Source organism: Micromonospora sp. NPDC047187 (assembly GCF_040643355.1).
GTDB classification, from domain to species: domain Bacteria; phylum Actinomycetota; class Actinomycetes; order Mycobacteriales; family Micromonosporaceae; genus Micromonospora; species Micromonospora salmantinae.
This window is the reverse complement of record NZ_JBEYUF010000030.1, coordinates 15,024-30,617: the sequence shown is the minus strand read 5'-3', so window position 1 is coordinate 30,617 and position 15,594 is coordinate 15,024. Positions and strand designations below refer to the sequence as shown.

General features: G+C 71.2%; 13 protein-coding genes. 4 read left to right on the top strand and 9 right to left on the bottom strand.

Annotation, left to right across the window (positions count from 1 at the left end):
- Positions 1-12 precede the first annotated feature (12 nt).
- From pulA to ABZ794_RS30065, 5 genes are all read right to left on the bottom strand, one after another.
- Positions 13-5,508 (bottom strand): pullulanase-type alpha-1,6-glucosidase, encoded by a 5,496-nt coding sequence (gene pulA, locus ABZ794_RS30085; protein ID WP_357518741.1) that lies wholly within the window; start codon positions 5,506-5,508, stop codon positions 13-15.
- A 110-nt stretch (positions 5,509-5,618) separates the two neighbouring features.
- Entirely contained in the window at positions 5,619-6,311 is a 693-nt protein-coding gene (locus tag ABZ794_RS30080) for a cellulose binding domain-containing protein (protein WP_357518739.1), read from the bottom strand.
- Positions 6,312-6,478: 167 nt separating this feature from the next.
- Positions 6,479-7,153, bottom strand: a complete 675-nt coding sequence (locus ABZ794_RS30075; RefSeq protein ID WP_357518737.1) for a hypothetical protein — start codon at positions 7,151-7,153, stop codon at positions 6,479-6,481.
- A gap of 97 nt (positions 7,154-7,250) precedes the next feature.
- On the bottom strand, positions 7,251-7,640 hold the full coding sequence (locus ABZ794_RS30070) for a hypothetical protein (RefSeq protein ID WP_210786428.1): 390 nt from the start codon (positions 7,638-7,640) through the stop codon (positions 7,251-7,253).
- A gap of 37 nt (positions 7,641-7,677) precedes the next feature.
- The gene (locus tag ABZ794_RS30065; RefSeq protein WP_357518735.1) at positions 7,678-8,538 is read right to left on the bottom strand and encodes a hypothetical protein; all 861 of its coding nucleotides are present in this window, start codon (positions 8,536-8,538) and stop codon (positions 7,678-7,680) included.
- A gap of 19 nt (positions 8,539-8,557) precedes the next feature.
- Here ABZ794_RS30065 and ABZ794_RS30060 point away from each other — a divergent pair, with 19 nt between their 5' ends.
- From ABZ794_RS30060 to ABZ794_RS30050, 3 genes are all read left to right on the top strand, one after another.
- On the top strand, positions 8,558-8,746 hold the full coding sequence (locus tag ABZ794_RS30060; protein ID WP_210786436.1) for a hypothetical protein: 189 nt from the start codon (positions 8,558-8,560) through the stop codon (positions 8,744-8,746).
- A gap of 65 nt (positions 8,747-8,811) precedes the next feature.
- Positions 8,812-9,534 (top strand): hypothetical protein, encoded by a 723-nt coding sequence (locus ABZ794_RS30055; protein ID WP_238688197.1) that lies wholly within the window; start codon positions 8,812-8,814, stop codon positions 9,532-9,534.
- A gap of 141 nt (positions 9,535-9,675) precedes the next feature.
- On the top strand, positions 9,676-10,791 hold the full coding sequence (locus ABZ794_RS30050; RefSeq protein WP_238688196.1) for an FUSC family protein: 1,116 nt from the start codon (positions 9,676-9,678) through the stop codon (positions 10,789-10,791).
- A gap of 4 nt (positions 10,792-10,795) precedes the next feature.
- On the opposite strand, the gene ABZ794_RS30045 is transcribed toward ABZ794_RS30050, so the two are convergent.
- From ABZ794_RS30045 to ABZ794_RS30035, 3 genes are read right to left on the bottom strand one after another with little or no spacing between them, the layout of a single operon-like run.
- Complete coding sequence (locus ABZ794_RS30045) at positions 10,796-11,740, bottom strand: hypothetical protein (protein WP_238688195.1); 945 nt, start codon at positions 11,738-11,740, stop codon at positions 10,796-10,798.
- Entirely contained in the window at positions 11,737-12,222 is a 486-nt protein-coding gene (locus tag ABZ794_RS30040) for a hypothetical protein (RefSeq protein ID WP_238688194.1), read from the bottom strand. Before ABZ794_RS30040 ends, ABZ794_RS30045 begins: the two co-directional genes overlap by 4 nt.
- 3 nt (positions 12,223-12,225) lie before the next feature.
- The gene (locus ABZ794_RS30035; protein WP_357518732.1) at positions 12,226-13,446 is read right to left on the bottom strand and encodes a macrolide family glycosyltransferase; all 1,221 of its coding nucleotides are present in this window, start codon (positions 13,444-13,446) and stop codon (positions 12,226-12,228) included.
- Between the two features lie 580 nt (positions 13,447-14,026).
- Here ABZ794_RS30035 and ABZ794_RS30030 point away from each other — a divergent pair.
- Positions 14,027-14,689 carry a C39 family peptidase gene (locus tag ABZ794_RS30030; protein WP_357518730.1) on the top strand — a complete coding sequence of 221 codons (663 nt, stop codon included), beginning with the start codon at positions 14,027-14,029 and terminating at the stop codon, positions 14,687-14,689.
- Positions 14,690-14,758: 69 nt separating this feature from the next.
- Here ABZ794_RS30030 and ABZ794_RS30025 read toward each other — a convergent pair whose 3' ends face one another.
- Positions 14,759-15,496, bottom strand: a complete 738-nt coding sequence (locus ABZ794_RS30025) for a DedA family protein (protein ID WP_307850699.1) — start codon at positions 15,494-15,496, stop codon at positions 14,759-14,761.
- Positions 15,497-15,594 lie beyond the last annotated feature (98 nt).

Below are 15,594 nucleotides of genomic sequence, written 5' to 3'. Positions count from 1 at the left end.
GGCCGGTTCATGTCACTTCTGGACGAAGACCGCCACGCTGCGCGCCGGTACCGTGAACGTGCCGGCCGCCGGGTCGAACGAGGCGGTACGCAACACCGGGTCGGCCGAGTCGACAAGCACCGGGTGCGGTGCCACGTCCGCTCCGCGCAGTCCGGTCACCGTCTGGTCGGCCGCCGACGGGGTGCTGTTGAAGACGACGGTCAGCGACTTCCACGGCCCGCCCAGCCCACCGGCGTCCAGGGTCATGGTCAGCACACCCGGCGTCTCCTGCGCGCCGGACAGCGGGAACGCCACCCTCCGCTGTACCTGCTCGGCGGTGGCCAGCCCGAACACCGGCGACGACGCCCGGATGCGCAGCAACTCGGCGTACCGGGCGTCGGTCGTGTTGATCGCCGCGCAGTCCGGCACCAGCGCCGGGTCGGCCAGCAGCGGCTTCGCGTACGACCACTTGTCCTCGTTGTCGGGCGTGGGCGGCAGACCGGCGCCGAACCCGTTGCCCCGTTCACAGCCCCAGCGGATCTGGTTGAACCAGTCACCGGAGTTGTACGAGTTGCGGTCCAACGACTTCGACCGCAGCCGCTCGGTGCCGGCGGTGACGAACCCGGTGCCCTGTCCCAACACCACGGTGCCCAGCGCAAGCACCTGCATCCGTGAGCGGTCCGCCGCCGTCGTGGCCTGCGGCAGTTTGTACGCCAGCGCGTCGTACAGGATCTCGTTGTCGTGCGCGTCGGCGTAGGTGACGGCCTCGCCCGGCGCGGCGGTGTAGCCGGCCGGGGAGCCGTTGTAGTCCACCTGCGCCCCGGTGACCTCACGCCCGGCGGTGTCGGTGAACCGGTAGCCGCGCAGGTTGCCGGTGAGCCCCACCTTGATCAGGTCGTGGGCGTGCAGGAGCCGGGCCTTCTGCTCGGCCGGTGACCCGTTGACCGCGTCGCCGTTCGGGTCGGTGTAGAGCCCGGAGGCGAAACCCTGCACCCGGGGGTTGGCGTCGAACGGTCCGCCGCCACGCACCGCGTCGCGCAGCCGGTCGTTGAAGGTGCCGATGCCGGTGCCGGCCATGTTGGCCTGGGTGGCCTGGACGAAACGGGCGTCGTTGGCAACCTCGCCGAAGTTCCAGCCCTCGCCGTAGAGCATGATCGCCTTGCCGTCGACGCCGTCGCGGGCGACGGTGAGCCGGTCCAGTGCCGCCCGGACGGCCAGGATGTTCGCCTTCGGGTGGTGGCCCATCAGGTCGAAGCGGAAGCCGTCCACCTTGTACTGCCGGGCCCAGGTGACCAGCGAGTCGACCACCAGTTTGCCCATCATGGCGTGCTCCGGGGCGGTGTTGGCGCAGCAGGTGGAGTTGGCCACGGTGCCGTCCTCCAGCAGCCGGTGGTAATAGCCGGGCACGATCTGGTCGAGCACCGACTTCGCGTCGGTGCCGGCCGCCGACGTGTGGTTGTAGACCACGTCCATGACCACCCGCAGCCCGGCGTCGTTCACCCCGGCGACCATGCGCCGGAACTCGGTGGTCCGCGCCGCGCCGACCGGGTCGACGGCGTAACCGCCCTCGGGCACCGTGTAGTGCAGCGGGTCGTACCCCCAGTTGTAGCCGTCGGTTTCGGCGACCGCCGCCACGCACCTCTGCTGCTCGGCCGAGTCCGGCGGCAGCGCCGCCAGGTCGCAGGCCGGCTCGCGCTGGTCGGCCCGCTTCTCCGGGATCGTCGCGAAGTCGAATGCCGGCAGCAGGTGCAGGTGGGTGACCCCGGCGTCGCCGAGCGCCCGCAGGTGGGTCATGCCGGCGGTCTTCGGATCGGTGAACGCGAGGAAGGTCCCCCGCCGCTCGGCCGACACCGTGTCGTCGGCGATGGAGAAGTCCCGCACGGACAGCTCGGTGATCTGCGCCTTCGCGGCCGGCACCGGTGCCGGTTTGCGCAGCGTGCGCCACCCGGGGGGTGCCAGCGCCGGATCGTTCAGGTCGACGAGCTGGCTGTGCGTGGAGTCCGCGGCGAGGGCCACCGAGTACGGGTCGGTCACCGACGCGGTGACCACCTTCTGCGCCGCCGGCTGCCACGCCCGCACCTCGTACCGGTAGAACTTGCCGGTCCAGGTGTGGTCGCCGCGCACCGACCAGACGCCGGTGCGGTCGTCGCGGCGCATCGGCACCGTCTTCGGTGCGGCGGTGGGCGAGTCGAACAGGTGCAGGCGCACGCTGTGGGCGGTCGGCGCCCACAGCGCGAGGCTCGGCGTCCGCCCCGCGAACGTGGGCCCGAGGGTGGCGTCGGTCGCCCGGGAGTAGACGTCGTCGAGCACGCCGGGGATCTGCACGCCGGTCGCGGCGAGCAGCGCACCCTCGGCGTCGCGCTCGGTGACCAGCAGCTGCCCCCGCAACGCCGCCGGGACCTTGGCCAGGTCCGCCCGGTCCAGGGCGAAGCTACGGTACGACCACAGGTGCGGGAACCTGTCGCGTTGGGCCTCGGTGAGCCCGTTGCGCTGCGCCCGCAGCGGCAACGTGGTGTACGTGCCGGTCAGCTCGCCGTCGACCACGCTGACCCCGCCGGTGGGGGCGGTGACCAGCGCGTACGTCTTGCCGTCGGTCGGCGGGGTCTGCCAGGCGACTGTGGACCGGTCGATCCAGTGCGCCTTCTGCTTGGCGATGTCGGTGTCTCCGCTGGCGGTGGTGGCCGTCGACGGCAGCAGGCGCCCCGGCGTGGCGGCGAGCAGCCACACCTCCCGGCCGGCGCTGGCGAAGTCGAGCCGCTGGTCGTCGGGCAGGTCCTTGGTGTCGCCCTGGTGGATGATGTAGTTCAGGCCGGTGGCGCCGGCCGCCAGCGGCACCCGGAACACCGCCCCGAACGCGTCAGTCCTTGTGGGCTTCAGCGGCGCGGACCACTCGGTCGGGTTGGCCGCACCGTCCCACACGTGCAGGCCCCAGCCGTCGTAGTTGCCGTCGGCCCGCCGGTAGTGGAGCACGGCGGTGCCCTCCTCGACCGGCGGCTCCGGTTCACCGACGGCCGCCTGCCTGCTCGGGTAGATCGCCGGGTCGCCCTGCTTGAGCCAGATCTCGCCGGTCTCGGTGACGTCGATGCTGCGGTCCTGGGCGACGTCCTTGGTGCCAGCCTTGTCGACAACCAGGAAGTTCACCGACGTCGCGCCCGGCTTGAGTTTCACCCAGGCGAACCGGCCGTAGGAGTCCTCCCCGGCGAACGGCTGCCCCTTCGGCCACTCGGTGACGTACGCGGGGTCGATGTCTCCCCAGGCGTACAGCCCCCAGTCGTCGTACCCCCCGGCCGGGCGCTGGTAGTGCACCACCGCCCATTCCCGGGAGCTGCCCTGCGCCGGGGTCCCCACGGCGGCGGTGGACCGGGCGGTGGCGGTACGGCCCCGGCCGTCGCGGACCACCGCCTTGTACTCGACACGGGTGCCGCCGGCCAGGCCGGTCAGGTCGTGCTGCACTGTGTACGGGGCGTGGTCGGCGCTGCCCAGCAGCGTCCACCGGCCGCCGGCCACCCGCGCCGCGACGGTGACGGTCGCCAGCGGGTCGCCGGTCACCCGGGCGGTGACCGCCGCGCGGGTGGCGACCGCCGCGTCCGGAACCGGGCTGGTGATGGTGATGGTCGGCTTGTCGGCCGCTGGTGCGATGGGTTTGCCGGCCCGGTACACCGCCGCCGACAGCGGCGCCACGGTCAGGGTCAGTTCGCCGTCACCGCTGGCCTTCGCGTCGCCCGAGCCGCCGTAGATGCCGGTGAAGGTGGCGCCGGCCGACCAGGTGTCCACTGTGACAGTCTGCGCGGTGTCGGCGTTGTTCACGGCCACCACGTACTCGGTGCGGTCGGCAGGGGCGATCCGGGAGGCGGCGAAGACGCCCGGCCCGTCGGCCGCGTACCGGGTGACCTGCACGCCGTCGCGCAACGCCGGATGGGCCTGGCGCAGCCGGCCCAGGTCGGCGATGGTCCGGTACAGCGGGTGGGTCGGGTCGAACTGGTCGCTGGAGTGCGTGCGGTCGGTGCCGAGCAGGTCGTCGTCGAGGTAGTCGGGAACCTTCGACGCGAACATGTCCTGGCGGGCGTCCTTGTCCCCACCCGGGCCGGTGAAGCCCTGTTCGTCGCCGGAGTAGACCACCGGCTGACCACGGGTCAGGAACATCAACTGGTGCGCGAGCTGGTCACGACGCAGGTGGCTGGCCGGGTCGCTGCCACCACCGGCGATGAACGATCCGATCCGGCCCATGTCGTGGTTGCCGAGGAAGGTGGTCAACCGGCCCGCGTCGGTGTCCCGGGCCGCGTAGAGGTCGTCGCGGGCGTACACGTCGGCGAGCGCCTTCGCGGAGCCGGCGCCGGCGGTGAAGCCCCGCGCGGCCTCCTGGAAGGCGAAGTCGAGGGTGGCCGGCAGGCCACCCTGGCGGACGTAGCTGGAGCTGATCTCCGGGTCGGCGCTGTACACCTCGCCGAACATGAAGAAGTCCTTCTTGCCGGCCTTCTCCGCGGCCCGCTCGATGCCCTGGCTGAACTGCGGCCAGAAGTCCATGTTGACGTGCTTCACGGTGTCCAGTCGGAAGCCGTCGACGCCGGTCGCGCCGATCCAGTCCCCGTACGCCTTGGTCAGGCCCCGGACCACCTCGGGACGCTCGGTCCACAGGTCGTCGAGGCCGAAGAAGTCGCCGTACTCGCTGTTCTCGCCGGCGAAGGTGGAGTCACCCCGGTTGTGGTACATGGTGGCGTCGTTCAGCCAGGCCGGGACCTTGACGCTCGCGTCCTTCGGTTCGGCGAACGTCGGCGTGTACGGGAAGGACTCCTTGTCGACCGGCGGGAACGCCCGGGAGCCGTCGGCGTAGTTGCGGTCCTCGAACGCCCGGCCCTGCGCGTCGGTGTACGGCGCTGTCGCCTTGTCCACGTACGCGTACTTGTCCTCGGCGTACTTGATCACGTCGGCGGTGTGGTTGACGATCACGTCGAGGTAGATCTTGAGGCCGCGCTGGTGGGCGAGTTTGACCAGTCGCTTCATCTCTTCCATGGTGCCGAAGTGCGGGTCCACCTGGGTGAAGTCGGTGATCCAGTAACCGTGGTAGCCGGCCGAGATGTCGTTGCCGGCTCCCTGCACCGGCCGGTTCTTGAAGATCGGGGCGAGCCAGATGGCAGTGGTGCCCATCCCCTGGATGTAGTCCAACTTGTCGATGACGCCCTTGAGGTCGCCGCCGTGGTAGAAGCCCTTGTCGGTCGGGTCGAGGCCGGTCCGCAGCCGGTCGCCGGTGAGGCCGCCCCGGTCGTTGCGGGGGTCTCCGTTGGCGAACCGGTCCGGCAGGACGAAGTAGAACTGCTCGGCTCGGGCGGAGTTGCCGCCGGCCTTCAGCAGCGCCTCGGCGGTGGGTTCGGCACGCCACTGGGTCGCGCCGCCGATCGCGAGTGTGGCGCCGTCGGACGGCCGGGGGCCCGCGGCGGCGGGGTTCACGGCGACCGGAGCGCCGACGAGCGTGACGGTGAGCAGGGAGGCAAGGGCCAGCAGGGCAGTGCGCGGTATCGGCGGGGGTTTCATCGACGCCTTCCTCTGGTCGCTGATTGGCCGCACGCTAACCCTTGCCGAAACATTCTGCAATACCTTGCAAACATGGTCGCAACACAGCAGCATCCTTGCGGAATCGACGCTCAGAGTCCGTTGCAGCGGACCCCGTCCACACTGCACTCCCGTGGCGTGTGGAACGCCCGCTCCATGTGGAACCGCAACGACACCGAACCGCCGGGCGACACGTCGACCCCGCTGACGTACGTGAAGCCGTCGTCGGACTGACGGATCGTCCCCTGTGGGACGCCCTCCACCCAGGCGGTCACCAGCCGTCCACCGGAGAACTCCAACCGCACCGTCCAACCACGGCTCCGGGTGGACGTGTTGACCATCGCCACCTCGCCGATGAAACCGCCGTCGAAGCTCTGCACCACCCGGTACCGCCCGGTCATCGCCGGCTGCCCCGGCGCCGCCCGGCTCGGCGACCGCGTCGCCGACGGCCTCCCGATCGGACCGCCAGTCGGGTCGGCCGACGGTGACCCGGACCCGGCCGCGGCGCTCGGCGGCAGCCCGCTCGCACGGCCGGATACCCCTGGCAGCACCGGCGCTGGAGACGGCACCGAGGTGGGCGCGCTCGGCGCCACCACCGCGGACGGCACCGGCAGTGCCGGCGGTTGCGCGCCGTCCGGCGCAGGGCTACGTCCCCGGTACGCGCCCAGGGCCACGATGAGCAGGACCACCATCACGACGACACCGGCGCCGACCACGATCCAGGGCGACGTGGCGATCGCCACCGGACCGTGTGGCGGGCGCGGAACACGGCGCATGCCGGACATGTACCTCCTTCAGCGGACCGTCCGCGCAGCGTAGCGATCGGCGGCCCGACCCGGAAAGCCTTGGCGGCGCGGCGGTCCAGCGGCGCGGCGTTCTAGCGGTGCAACGGTTTAGCGGTGCGGCGGTCTAGCGGTGCGGGCGGTCGGCGGTCTGGCGGCGGAGTGCTGGCTCAGCCGATCCGGCAGGCGACCCCGTTGACAGTGCACTTGGCCGGTCGCTGCGCCGAGTCACCCCAGCCGACGCGCAGCCGCACCGTCCGCGAGTCACCCGCATCCAGCGAACGGGTGCCGCGCAACACGAACTCCCCGTGCCCGCGCCCCCGCACCGAGACGCCCGAGTCATCACTTACTCGCAGAGTCCACGTGTCGTCGTCGAACACCAGCTCCACCTGCCAGTCCATCGACCGACTCGACTCGTTGGCGATCGCCAGCACCGCCGCTTCCCCGTCCCAGCCGTTCGAACCGACCTCGTACCGGGCGCTGACAGTGTCGTCCGCCGACGGCGCCATCAGGACGCCCGTCCGCTCGGGAGTCGGCGAGCCGGTGACGCTGGCCCGCGGTGACGGCGTCCGACTACTGCGCGACGGTCGCGGCGACACCGAGCGTCGCTCCACAGCGGCCGGAGTCGGCCCACCGGTGGCCGACGCGGCGGCCGGCACGGTCGGCAGGAACGCCGGAGGCGCAGCCTGCGGCGGCGCGTCCCGCTCCCTGGTCCGAAACGACAACAGCGCGATCACCAGGAGCACCACCAGCGCGCACACACCGAGCAGCACCACGATCCACGGCACCGACACCAACAGCCGCGCCGCCCGCGAATCTGCCGCACCGTCCGGCCGCACCGCCATCAGGTCTCCCCTCGTCCCCACCGACGCGACAGCGTAGCCAGCGCCGCCCGGACCAGAAACCGGGCGGGTACGGATCGGGCCGACCGGCCCCCGTCGGTCAGCCCGTCCGGACGACAGTGCAGATCAGTGGTCCGTCGTCCGAGATGCGCAGCAGGTACCGGTACCGCTCCCCCGGCACCTGCCGCCCCCGACTGTCCAGGAACTCCCACTCCACCGCCACCATCGTCAACAGCGCGGACACCGGCTGCACGTCGTCGATCCGGGCGTGGGCCGCCACCAACTCCCGGTCCTGATAGTCGGGTGCGGCGCCCACGAAGGACAGCGCCACCGCCGCCGCGGACGTGAACGAGAAGCTGTAGGTGTCGGCCACCACCAGCCCCGGCAGGGCGTAGCAGCCGGCGATGGCCGGCAGGTCGCCGGAGGTCAACGCCACGCCGTACCGGTCGAAGAAGTCGGCCAACGTGTCAAGATCCGTGGAGGCGTTCACGGTCACAGCAATTGCCGGTCACCGCACGGGTCAAACCTCAGCGCGGCGGTACCTGAACCTCGATCTCGGAACCCAACCGGGCGTCGGCGGCCAGACCCAGGTCGTCCCCGCTCCAGAACCGCCCCGGGTCATACCAGTTCGGACGCCGACCCGCCGGCAGCAACCCCATCGCCTCATAGGTCACCGCCACCACCTCGGCGCAGTACGCCGTCTCCAGCGCCCGGTCCCGCTCCCCCGCCGATCGGGCCGAGCTGACCGGGCCGGAGGGGTTGGCGCGGTCGGCCGGGGTGGGGCGGTCGGCCGGGGTGGCGCGGTCGGCCGGGGTGGGGCGGTCGGCCGGGGTGGCGCGGTCGGCCGGGGTGGGGCGGTCGGCCTGGTCGGCTGGGTCAGGGCGAGGTGTCGGCTGGCCGAGGCGTGACAGCGCCGACAGCCGACCGAGGTGCGGCAGCGCGGGAAGCCGGCCGGGGCGCGGCAGCGCCGGCACCCGACCCCGCACCCAGCGCCACGCCAACTGGGCGGTCGACGGGAACGGCGTGCCGTCCAACCGCGCGATCGTCCGCAGGACAGCCCGCTCCATCTCCGCGTCGGCCGGCGGGTCGAGCTGCCGCAGCCAGGCCCGTTGGCCGTACCGGTTGGCCCAGACGCAGACCGCGTCCCGCAGGTCGTGCAGCTGGACGCCGCGTTGGTGGCCGCCCGACCACAGGTCCGGCAACGACCTGCCCAACTCCGCGTGCCACATCAACGGCGGCATGTCGTCCAGCACCACCGCCATCCCGACGTGGTTCACCGGGCTGTTGGTGGTGAACTGGATCGCCCGGTCCGGCACGCTGCGACCCCGGAACACCCACACGTCACCGGTGCGGGTCAACTCGACGGCCTCATCCAGGCTGATGCTCATGAGGGACTAGCCTAGGCCGATGCGGCAACGAATGCGGTGGTGGAAGGTTCTCGGGCTGGCCGGGCTCGCCGGCGTCGCGGCCTCCGGTGTGGTCATCGCGCGGGCCGAACGGCGTCGGCGCGCGTACACCCCCGAGGAGATCCGGCGGCGGCTGCTGGAGCGGCACGCCCAGGCCGGCGACGCCGCGAAACCCGGCGATCCGACCTGATCCACGGTCCTCTGTAGATCATCGTTGGGGCAGCCGGGCAGGTTGATGATCGATACGATGAGGCAATGACGACGCCCGTCGCACAACGGCCCTTCGTCCTGTCCACCCCGGCCGCGCCGGTCGAGCGACACGGCAACGTCGACCTGCACCTGCCCACCCACACCGGTCCTTCGCCGGCCGTCGTGGTGGTGCACGGCGCTCCGCTGCCACCCGACGCGCCCGACCCCCGCGACTGGTTGCTCTACCGCGGCTACGGCGCGCTGCTCGCCGCGAGCGGCGTGGTCGGCGCGCTGGTCAGCTACCAGGTGTCCGACCTGTCGGCGCTGCCCGCCGCAGCCGACGACATCGCGGCGATGGTCGAGCAGGTCCGCGCCGATCCGCGAGTCGACCCCGAGCGGGTGGTGCTGTGGTTCTTCTCCGGCGGTGGCCTCTTCGCGGCCGATTGGCTGCGCGTCCCGCCGCCATGGCTACGCGGGATCGCACTGACGTACCCGCTGCTCGTCCCGTTCCCCGGCTGGGAGGTCGACGCCCGGTTCCTGCCAGTCGAGGCACTCAGCTCCGGCACGGGCGTGCCACTGGTGCTGACCCGCGCCGGCCAGGACATCCCGCCGGTCCTGGCCGGCATCGACGCGTTCCTCCCCGCAGCGACCGCCCAGGGCTGGCCGATGCGGATGATCGAGGTGCCGGACGGCCAGCACTCCTTCGACATTCTCAACCACGGCCCGCAATCCGAGGCAGCCGTCCTGGCGGCCCGCGACGCGGTCCTGGAGTTGCTCGGCGCCGGCTGACCCACTGCGCCGGCCGAATACCCCTCCGCGCGCGGAGGCGCAGGCTTCCGTCGGTGCCGCATCAGATTGGGGATCTCTCGCACCCGACGTTCGCCGTCGTACGACGATCGTGAGAGAGCCGGTCGATGGCGGGGGTGAGAGGTGCGCAGCAGACGTCGGGGTGCCCGACCGGCGGAGAGTGCGCTGCGCGAGGGCCGGGAGGCCTACGAACGGCTTCGCACCTACCTCATCCTCGCGGTGCAGGCGGGGGTGGCCGCCGGGTTGGCCTGGTTCGTCGCCAGCGACGTGCTGCACAATCCGCAGCCGCTGTTCGCACCCGCCGCCGCGGTCGGCACCATCGCGGCGGCCGTCGGTAATCGGGCCCGTCGAACTCTCGAACTTCTCGCCGGGGTGTTCCTGGGAGTGCTGGTCGGAAACGGGATCATACGGTTCATCGGGGCGGGACCGATACAGACCGGTGTGGTCGTGGCACTGGCCATCTCGGCGGCAGCCGTCTTTCGCGGCACCGGAGCCGTCATGGTGCAGGCGGGAAGCACCGCCGTCCTGCTCGGCACGGTGTCTCCGGACCGGCCGGACCTGGCCGTGCCCCGCACGGCGAATGCGCTGGTCGGTGTGGCGGTGGCCATCGTGGTGGCCTTGCTGATTCTGCCGCTCAATCCGGTGCGGATCGTGCGCCGCGCCGCTGGTCCGACAGTCGATGCCATCGCCCGGGAGATGACAGCCATCGCCAGTGCGCTGTCTCACCACGACGTGCGGCAGGCCGAGGATGCCCTACAGCGACTGCGTGCGGCAGAGGCGCAGCGACGAAACACGGCCGACGTGGTCGCCGCAGCATGCGAAGTCGCAATTCTTTCACCCTGGCGGCGGAGACGGCTGGGCATCATGCGTCGGTACGCGCGGGCGGCCGAGCACCTTGAACTCGCCTACACCAGCAGCCGCGAGATGGTGCAGTGGGCGGTGTCGGCACTACACGCCCGGGAGACGCTGCCGGCCGGCCTCTCCACGGCGATCGAGCACTTCGGCCAGGCGTTCAGGCTCCTGCATCGTGACTTCCTGGCCGGACGGGAGCCGGACCGCGCGCGGGAGCGAGCGCTACAGGTGATCAGTGACATCAACGAGGCATGCGCCGAGGGTGTCGGGTCCTCCGGGGCTGTCGTCGTCTCGCAACTGCGCGTTGTCGTCAGTCAACTGCTCCAGATCTCCGGGCTCCCTCAGCCGGAGGCGAACCAGCAGGCCGGTTTGAACGCCGACGTGTGAGCGTTCAGGGCAGCGGGCCGTCGGTCTCCGCCGTCCGGCTGAGGCGGTCCCGGATCAGCGCGAGCACGGTGTCGGTGGTCCGGTCGAGGTGGCTGCGCCCGTCGGGCAGGCGAGCCTCCGGAGCGATGTAGCTGCGGGGACCGATGTGCGTGGCAGGGTCGAGCCGGTGCACGGTGATCTTGCCTTCGCGGTCGGCCCGGTTCCATCCGCTCCAGCGGAACAGCCGCCACCGCTGCGGGAAGATCCAGGTGCCGACTCGCTCGATCCAGTCGCCGGCACTGGTGAGCTGGTAGAGGTGCTGGGCGTGGGTGATGTCGTTGGCACCGTTGTGGAACCCGCCGAGAGTGATCAGCCAGAGCGGGGTACGCAGTTCGGACCACAGTTCGTTCACCGCACCGCTGGCGACCTGGGCGCCACCGCTGTAGCTGAGCAGTACCACGGGTATACCGCTGTCCGGCCGGTAGCCGGCGACCTGGAGTTCGGTGGCGATCTGCGCACCGACGGCGCGGTTGTAGAGGGGGCGGTAGCGGCGGTCGGCGGCGACGAAGATCTGCATCACGTTGTGCAGGAACAGCAGCAGCCCGACGCGGCGGCGCACCCAGGTCCAGACCGGCCGGTCGGCGAGCGGCACGGCCAGCGGGGAGTAGGGCTGCACCTGGCCCAGCACCCGCAGCTCCGGCGCTCGATTGATCAGGGCCTTGACCAGTCGGCCACCATCGCGGGTGTCGTGGAAACGGCGCTTCCCGATGCCGTCGAGATAGACCAGGTAGGCGTCCGGAGGGCGGTCTGGATCCGCCCCGCGGGCGTAGGACATGCCCTCGGGGCGGGAGATGGTGGGTGTGCGCCAGCCTGCGGCGTAGACCAGCACCTCGTAGCGGGCCAGCAGGGCCTCGGCGATCAGCACCAGTCCCAGCCCTCCGAGCAGCACCAGGAGCGCCAGTCCGATCACGCGACTGACTCCGGTGCTCGTCTGGTGTTGAGCTTCACGACGAGGCGGCGGACGGCCTCGACGGAGACGCCGAGCCCGACTCCCGCGACCGCTACGCAGCCGGCGGCCTCCCACCATCCGACTCCGGCCGCCGTGGCGAGTGCACCGGCGAGGCCGGCGCCCACTCCCACCATGAGCAACAGGTGCAACAGTGGCCCAAGAAGCGGGAACGCGAGGACCCCGGCAAGCACCAGCGGAGCAGCCAGCCGTGGTGTCCAGATCAGTGCGTCGGACGGTGCGGTGGGCAGCACCAGACCGGCAACGGCCCACGCGGACAGCGGCCAGAGCGCGAACACCGCGCCGTCAACGATCGCGCCCGCCAGCAACAGGCTGACCACTCTCACGTGCGACACGCCGGACAGGCGTGCCACCACCGGCAGGAGACGCCCGGCGGCTTCGGACAGCCCGGCGACAAGCAGCAGGATGGCGACGACGGAAGACATCGGTCAGCCCTGTGGTGGCAGATCGGCGAGACCCGGCTGCGTGACCGAGCCGGTCTGCTGCACGAAGTGCTCGAGTACGTCGGCGGCACGCGCATAGCCGCCCGCCTGACGCTGGGCGACCTGCAGGGTGCTCGCGGCGGCCCGGAATCGAGGCTCGTCGAGCAGGCGCTGGGCGAGGGCCCGCACCGCCTCCACCGTGACGTCCTCGGTGCGGATCGACAGGCCGGCATCGAGCTCGACGATGCGGGAAGCCACCAGCAGTTGGTCGGCGCCCTGCGGGACCACCAACATCGGGGTGCCGGCGTACAGGGCCTCGTTGACGCTGTTCACCCCGCCGTGGGTGATGAACAGCGCCGCACGGGCCAGCACCTCCAACTGCGGGACGGAACGGTAGGCGAGCACGTTGCCCGGTAGCGGGCCAAGCGCGGCAGGATCGGTGTGTCCGGTGGAAATGACCAGGGTGCCACCCAGCCTGGCCAGCGCATCGGCGAAGGTGCGCAGCAACTGCGGGGCGTCGAACACCGTGCCCATCGAGGCGTACATCACCGGGTCCCGCAATCGATCGGCCGGGAACGACGAGTCCGCTCGACGGGCACCGATGCTGGGTCCGACGAACTGATAGGACTGGTCGAAACTGTCCGCCTCGGGGTGGAACGCCCGCGAGGTGTAGACCAGGTTGAGCGGCTGACGGATGTTGGCCAGGTCAATCAGGGGCAAGGCGCGTGTGTCGTACCGGCGGCGCAGCTCCCACCGCGATCTCAGGTACCCGACGGTCGAGCGGGGAAGGGCCGCGGCCGCGCTGAGCAGCTCCCAGGAGCCACGGGTCGGGCTGGGCACGTACCGGTTGAAGGCGAACGTGGTGAACGACGATGCCGGCGGCACGCCGAGTTCCCGGGCGACCACCGGCCCCCACGGGCAGAGGGAGTCGTGCACGATCAGATCGGGCCGGACGCCCCGCAGGTCGGTGAGGACGGCGGGCAGCACGCGTACGGCGGTATGCGCAAGCTGCTCCATCACCGTGACGGGCGTCGGCGGGCCGGAGAGCGGTAGGTCGTCCCCGGGGTAAAGGAAAACCCGTGCCCCGGTGGCCGCGATCTGCTCGGCGTAGGCCGGCGTCGTGTGATAGGTGACGGAGTGACCACGACGCACAAGCTCACCCACAACGGGCAATGTCGGGTTGATGTGCCCGTGCATGGCGATGTTCAGGAATGCCATCGTGCTCATCGGCCAACCCCGGGCGGGGAAGGAGCCAGAGCCCGGCATGTTGCAGCGTCCATGATCCACCCCTCTCGGTCAGAGCCTAGATGTTGCCTCATGGCAGTGCGTCGTGGACCAGGTACTCGACTCGTCAGCGGCCGGTTCCGCATGATCGTGCTCGATCCCCGACCAGCGCAACCAGGCATGATCCACTCGTCTTTCCTGAAGTCGGGGTATCCCCCGGCACCGGGACACCTCCGTGAAACCGAATGGATCATGACAGCACGGCCGCGTGTCGGCTCCGTCCGGTGGGCAGGGCTGGACGGTTGGGCGGGTTGTCTGGTTTGACCCCGCCTGTCGGGTGGTCGGGGGCCACCCCGGTCGCGGAATCGTGGGCCGGGCCGGGTCGTTATACCTGGCAGACCACCGCGACTGTCCCGGTCGTGGGGCGCGGCAGCCGCCGGGAACACCCGGCAGGCCGCCCCGGTTACATCCCCCGCAACGCCCGAGCAGGTCCCCCCGGATCGCCGGCGTCGCCACGAACTTTCCCGCACCATCCACCCCCGGGTGTGGTGCGGGCACCCCCGATGCAGAGGAGCACGCCATCATGCGTACCGATCTGATCCGTAAGACCGCTCTGACCGCCGCTGGTCTCGCGTTCACCGGTGGCGCCATCGCCGGCCCCGTCACCACCGCGTTCGCCGCACCCACCACCAGCACCCCGGCCGCGCAAACCCAGACCGACCGCAAGGGCCACGGCGAGCGAGAGCTCGGCGTGCGCTACGAGGCCCAGCCGAACTTCTACTACTGCGGGCCCGCCGCGACCCGAAACGCCCTGTCCGTGCAGGGCAAGAACATCAACGTCGACGACATGGCCAAGGAGATGGGCACCACCGAGGCCGGCACCAACTCCATCAACGACATCACCCCCGTGCTGAACAAGGAAACCGGTAAGAACGACGCCTACCGGTCCGTCGAGATCAGCACCCGCGACGCCGACACCAAGCAGACCGACACCCTGCGCGCCGACATCGTCCGCACCGTCGACGACGGCCGGGCCGTGGTCGCCAACATCGCCGGCACCAGCACCGACACCGACGGCGTCACCCACTCCTACGAGGGCGGGCACTACATCAGCGTCGTCGGCTACCGCGACAACGGCAACACCGTCAAGATCGCCGACTCCGCCGATGCGAACACCGCCTCCTACTGGATCAGCACCGAACACCTCGCGGACTGGATCGCCACCCGCGGCTACGCCACCAGCTGACCACACACACCCAGCACACACCGAAGGGCCGGACCCCCACCAGGGTCCGGCCCTTCGTGCACGCCCAGGTCAGTGCTCGTTGCCCGCCCGCACCGACTCCACACCGGGCGCAACCGCAGCCGACTGACCACCGGAAGCCACCTGGGCCGTCTCCACGCCGGAAGGCACCTCGGTCGCCGTCATGTCAGCGGCGCCGTCGGCCGACGTGACGCGGTGCGCGCGGCGGCGCAGCCACCAGGTGCTGCCGAGCCCGGCGAGCACCGCGAGGACCAACCCGGCCCAGGAGATGTCCTTCAGCCAGTGTTCGGCCGCCCGGCCGACGGAGTAGAGCAGGTACGTCGTGCCGAAGGCCCAGACCAACCCGCCGGCCGCGTTCGCCACCAGGAAGCGGCGGTACGGCACGTGCAGCGCCCCGGCGAGCGGCCCGGCCAGGATCCGCAGCAGTGCCACGAACCGACCGAAGAAGACCGCCCAGACGCCGTGCCGCGCGAAGCTCTGTTCGGCGCGGGCGAGCTGTGCCGGGCCGAGGTGCTTGGGGAACCGTCTGCCCAGCCGGGCGAGCAGCGGACGACCGCCGCGTCGGCCAATCGCGTACCCGACGGAGTCGCCGACGATGGCGCCGAACGCCGCCGCGCTGGCCACCCACTCCGGCTCGACCACTCCGGTGGCGGCGAGCAGGGCGGAGCTGACCAGGACGATCTCGCCGGGCAGCGGGACGCCCATGCTCTCCACGCCGATCACGCCGGCGACGAGCAGGTAGACCACGCCCGGAGGCAGTGCCGAGAGCCAGTGCTGAACGTCGATCACTCGGCACCCCTTCCGAATCGGCCCCGACCCTACCCCGCCGACCCGACGGCGCGGCGTGGTCGTGGGTCACCCGACCCGTGACGCCGGGTTGCGCATAT

Coding starts and splice junctions, on each gene's coding strand:
- ABZ794_RS30035 (WP_357518732.1), bottom strand. CDS start 13,446: ATGAGCACGATGGCATTCCTGAACATCGCCATGCACGGGCACATCAAC.
- ABZ794_RS30060 (WP_210786436.1), top strand. CDS start 8,558: ATGCGGCAACGAATGCGGTGGTGGAAGGTTCTCGGGCTGGCCGGGCTC.
- pulA (WP_357518741.1), bottom strand. CDS start 5,508: ATGAAACCCCCGCCGATACCGCGCACTGCCCTGCTGGCCCTTGCCTCC.
- ABZ794_RS30075 (WP_357518737.1), bottom strand. CDS start 7,153: ATGGCGGTGCGGCCGGACGGTGCGGCAGATTCGCGGGCGGCGCGGCTG.
- ABZ794_RS30040 (WP_238688194.1), bottom strand. CDS start 12,222: ATGTCTTCCGTCGTCGCCATCCTGCTGCTTGTCGCCGGGCTGTCCGAA.
- ABZ794_RS30055 (WP_238688197.1), top strand. CDS start 8,812: ATGACGACGCCCGTCGCACAACGGCCCTTCGTCCTGTCCACCCCGGCC.
- ABZ794_RS30080 (WP_357518739.1), bottom strand. CDS start 6,311: ATGTCCGGCATGCGCCGTGTTCCGCGCCCGCCACACGGTCCGGTGGCG.
- ABZ794_RS30030 (WP_357518730.1), top strand. CDS start 14,027: ATGCGTACCGATCTGATCCGTAAGACCGCTCTGACCGCCGCTGGTCTC.
- ABZ794_RS30065 (WP_357518735.1), bottom strand. CDS start 8,538: ATGAGCATCAGCCTGGATGAGGCCGTCGAGTTGACCCGCACCGGTGAC.